A 2,640-nucleotide genomic window follows, 5' to 3' on the forward strand; every position below is an offset into this window, starting at 1 on the left:
GGAGGGACGGGTGTCAAGGGTGGAGCGAAGCGGAATCGGCGCAGCCGACGCGACGAAGGAGCGCCCTTTACACCCGGCCCGGAACCGCCAACCTCGGGACAACCGGGCGGCCCCGGTAAGAACACCACCACCGGCCTACTCGTCGTCCCAGGCCATTGAACTCATCCGCCAGCCGTCGGGCGTACGGACGTACTGGGTGGTCTTGTGGCCGACGCCTTCGAACCACTCGCCGTCGAGGTAACCCGACTTCCGGTACTCGCTGAACCGGTGCGCGATCGACCCGTAGATCTCGGTGCGTTCGGAGACTTCCCACTCGGAGAACTCCGTCAGCTTCCCGCCGTCGCTCAGCATCTTCTCGCGGGGCGCGATGAAGCCCTCGATGTCGTACACCACGGGTGCGCCGTCGCCGACGTTGCTGATGATCATTCCCTGCGGGATGAATACGTCACGGACCGCGCCGAGGTTCGCCTTGCTGCCACCGGTGTTGGTGAACGCGCCGAGGAACGTGCGCATCAGTTCGTCGAGTTCAGCCTTGGTGACGTCAGTCATGGGATGCCGTCTGCGTGATGAAGGCGGTCCAGGTGGCGGGGGCGACTGTGAAGGTGGGGCCTTCGGGGTTCTTGGAGTCGCGTACGTGGATGGCGTTGGGGGAGGGGGATACCTCCACGCATGAGCCTCCTTCGCCGCCGCTGTAGCTGGACTTGCGCCAGGTGTAAGCGACTTCGAGGCACGCGCCGCCCTCGCCGCTGCTGGAGCTGGACTTGAACCAGTTGAGCTGCTCGGTGTTCATCGTGCTCCCACCATCTTCTCGATGAGGACCAGGGACTCCCGGACGTTGAGAGCCTGCGAGCGAAGAATGCCATAGCGGGCCGTGATGAGCCTGACCTCTTCGACGTCGGTGATAAGCCGTGGGTATCCCTGAACTTCTGTGTACGCCACCTGCTGCCGCGACTTGCTTGTCAGCAGCGTGAACACGCCGTCTACGTTGGGATGTTCCTCGCGCTCAGTAGGCATGATCTGAAGCTCGATGGTGCGGTGCCTACCTGCACGCAGCAACTGACGCAGCTGGCCCTCGTGAATGGCCTGCCCGCCGATCGGCCTCTGGAGCGCGGCCTCTTCCACGATGAAGCTGCACACGGGCGCCGGCCACCGCTCGAAGATCTGCTGTCGAGCAAGTCGATCGGCCACCCGCTTCTCGATGGTCTCCGGGTCCAGGAATGGGCGCCGCTGAGAGAAGATGGCCCGCGCGTAACCTTCGGTTTGAAGCAGGCCGTGGACGACTTGGTTGCTGTAGTCGTGCAGCTCAATGGCCTCCGCTTCTAGGCTGGCGTACTTCCGATACCACTCCGGGTGTCGAGTACGAGCCTTTGCCTGCGCCTCTCGTACGTCATCCACCGCAGCCGCCAGGACACCTCGGCCGTCAAGCAGATCGTCTGCTCTGACGAGGAAGTCTGGCTGTGGCGTACGCACCCCGCGTTCCATCGCGGAAATCAGCGCCTCCCCGCAATGAACGGCTGCCGCGAACTCCTTCTGGCTCAGCCCGGCCCGCTCGCGCAGCACCTTGATCTGTTTGCCCAGGGCCCGGAAGAGATGAGCTGTACCGTCCGCATCCGACGGTCGCTCCGGCCGCTCCTCATGATCCGCGTTGGTCATACCCCGTACCGCCCTTGCGTGGTCACGGTCGACGTCTCATACGCCCAACGCGCCGCACTCATACAGCTACGCGGAGTCGTGGCGCCGTACCTGGTCAGCGTAAGACGAACCGACCACGCTCAGTGACATGAAAGCCCAAATCTCCACCCCCATCAGCGACTTCACCCAGCGGCTCAGCTCCACTCGGAGAGGCGCCCGCCTGGCCCGGCGCCTCGCCGCCCACCAGCTCGACATCTGGGGAATCCCGCACGGCAGCGAGCTGTCCGACGCGGCGGCGCATGTCGTCGCCGAGCTGGCGGCCAATGCCGTCACGCACGGACACGTACCCGGAAGGGACTTCGAACTGCGGCTCGTCTACGCGGAGTCGGCGCGCACGCTGCGTATCGAGGTGTCGGACGCGCGGGGCGATCGCGTCCCGGTGATGCGCCCGCCGGACCCTGGGGCGGAGGCGGGGCGGGGGCTGCGCCTGGTGGAAGCGGCCGCCGCGACCTGGGGCGTCAGGGAGCGGCGTATCGGCAAGACGGTGTGGGCAGAGCTGAGGGTCCGCCCGAGGGAGTAGTGGCGCTCGGGCGGACCGTGGTCGGCGTCACCGCAGCGTGTGCGACGTCCTTCCCGATGCCTCGTCGATCTCGTCGTGCGCCTTCGTCAGCAATTGCATCGCCAGTTCGTTCAGGGCACGTGCTCCCGCTATCTCCTCGCCGACCCTCGCCTGTTGCGAGTCGGAGGGGTGGCGGCTCGCGTATCCGTGGGCCCGGACTTCGTTGCCGTCGGGGAGCCGTACGAGCGCGGCCGCGCGCGTGCGGTGGTCGTCCTCCTCGAATTCCAGCTCGATGTGCCATCCGACTGCGGTCTTCATCGTCATCACCTCCGGAACTGCTGATTCCAGGGTGCGCCCGCCGCCCACAGGTGTGACAACTGCGGTGGGGGGGTGGAATACGGTGGGTGATGGTTTGGGTTAGTGGAGAGGCCCCCAACACAGTTAAACTT

At 65.8% G+C, this 2,640-nt stretch carries 5 protein-coding genes; 1 reads left to right on the top strand and 4 read right to left on the bottom strand.

Going from position 1 to position 2,640, the window contains the following annotated elements:
* Positions 1–135 precede the first annotated feature (135 nt).
* The 3 genes from ACFWY6_RS45005 to ACFWY6_RS45015 are packed head-to-tail and all read right to left on the bottom strand — an operon-like array spanning position 136 to position 1,653.
* Complete coding sequence (locus tag ACFWY6_RS45005; RefSeq protein WP_384703606.1) at positions 136–549, bottom strand: DUF4440 domain-containing protein; 414 nt, start codon at positions 547–549, stop codon at positions 136–138.
* Positions 542–790 carry a DUF397 domain-containing protein gene (locus ACFWY6_RS45010; RefSeq protein WP_384703609.1) on the bottom strand — a complete coding sequence of 83 codons (249 nt, stop codon included), beginning with the start codon at positions 788–790 and terminating at the stop codon, positions 542–544. Before ACFWY6_RS45010 ends, ACFWY6_RS45005 begins: the two co-directional genes overlap by 8 nt.
* On the bottom strand, positions 787–1,653 hold the full coding sequence (locus tag ACFWY6_RS45015; protein ID WP_384703612.1) for a Scr1 family TA system antitoxin-like transcriptional regulator: 867 nt from the start codon (positions 1,651–1,653) through the stop codon (positions 787–789). The genes ACFWY6_RS45010 and ACFWY6_RS45015 overlap by 4 nt, the downstream gene beginning before the upstream one ends.
* Positions 1,654–1,780: 127 nt before the next feature.
* Here ACFWY6_RS45015 and ACFWY6_RS45020 point away from each other — a divergent pair, with 127 nt between their 5' ends.
* Complete coding sequence (locus tag ACFWY6_RS45020; RefSeq protein ID WP_384703615.1) at positions 1,781–2,212, top strand: ATP-binding protein; 432 nt, start codon at positions 1,781–1,783, stop codon at positions 2,210–2,212.
* A 27-nt stretch (positions 2,213–2,239) separates the two neighbouring features.
* Here ACFWY6_RS45020 and ACFWY6_RS45025 read toward each other — a convergent pair whose 3' ends face one another.
* The gene (locus ACFWY6_RS45025; protein WP_384703618.1) at positions 2,240–2,509 is read right to left on the bottom strand and encodes a DUF1876 domain-containing protein; all 270 of its coding nucleotides are present in this window, start codon (positions 2,507–2,509) and stop codon (positions 2,240–2,242) included.
* Positions 2,510–2,640 lie beyond the last annotated feature (131 nt).

The organism is Streptomyces sp. NPDC059037 (assembly GCF_042740015.1).
Taxonomy (GTDB): Bacteria; Actinomycetota; Actinomycetes; order Streptomycetales; family Streptomycetaceae; genus Streptomyces.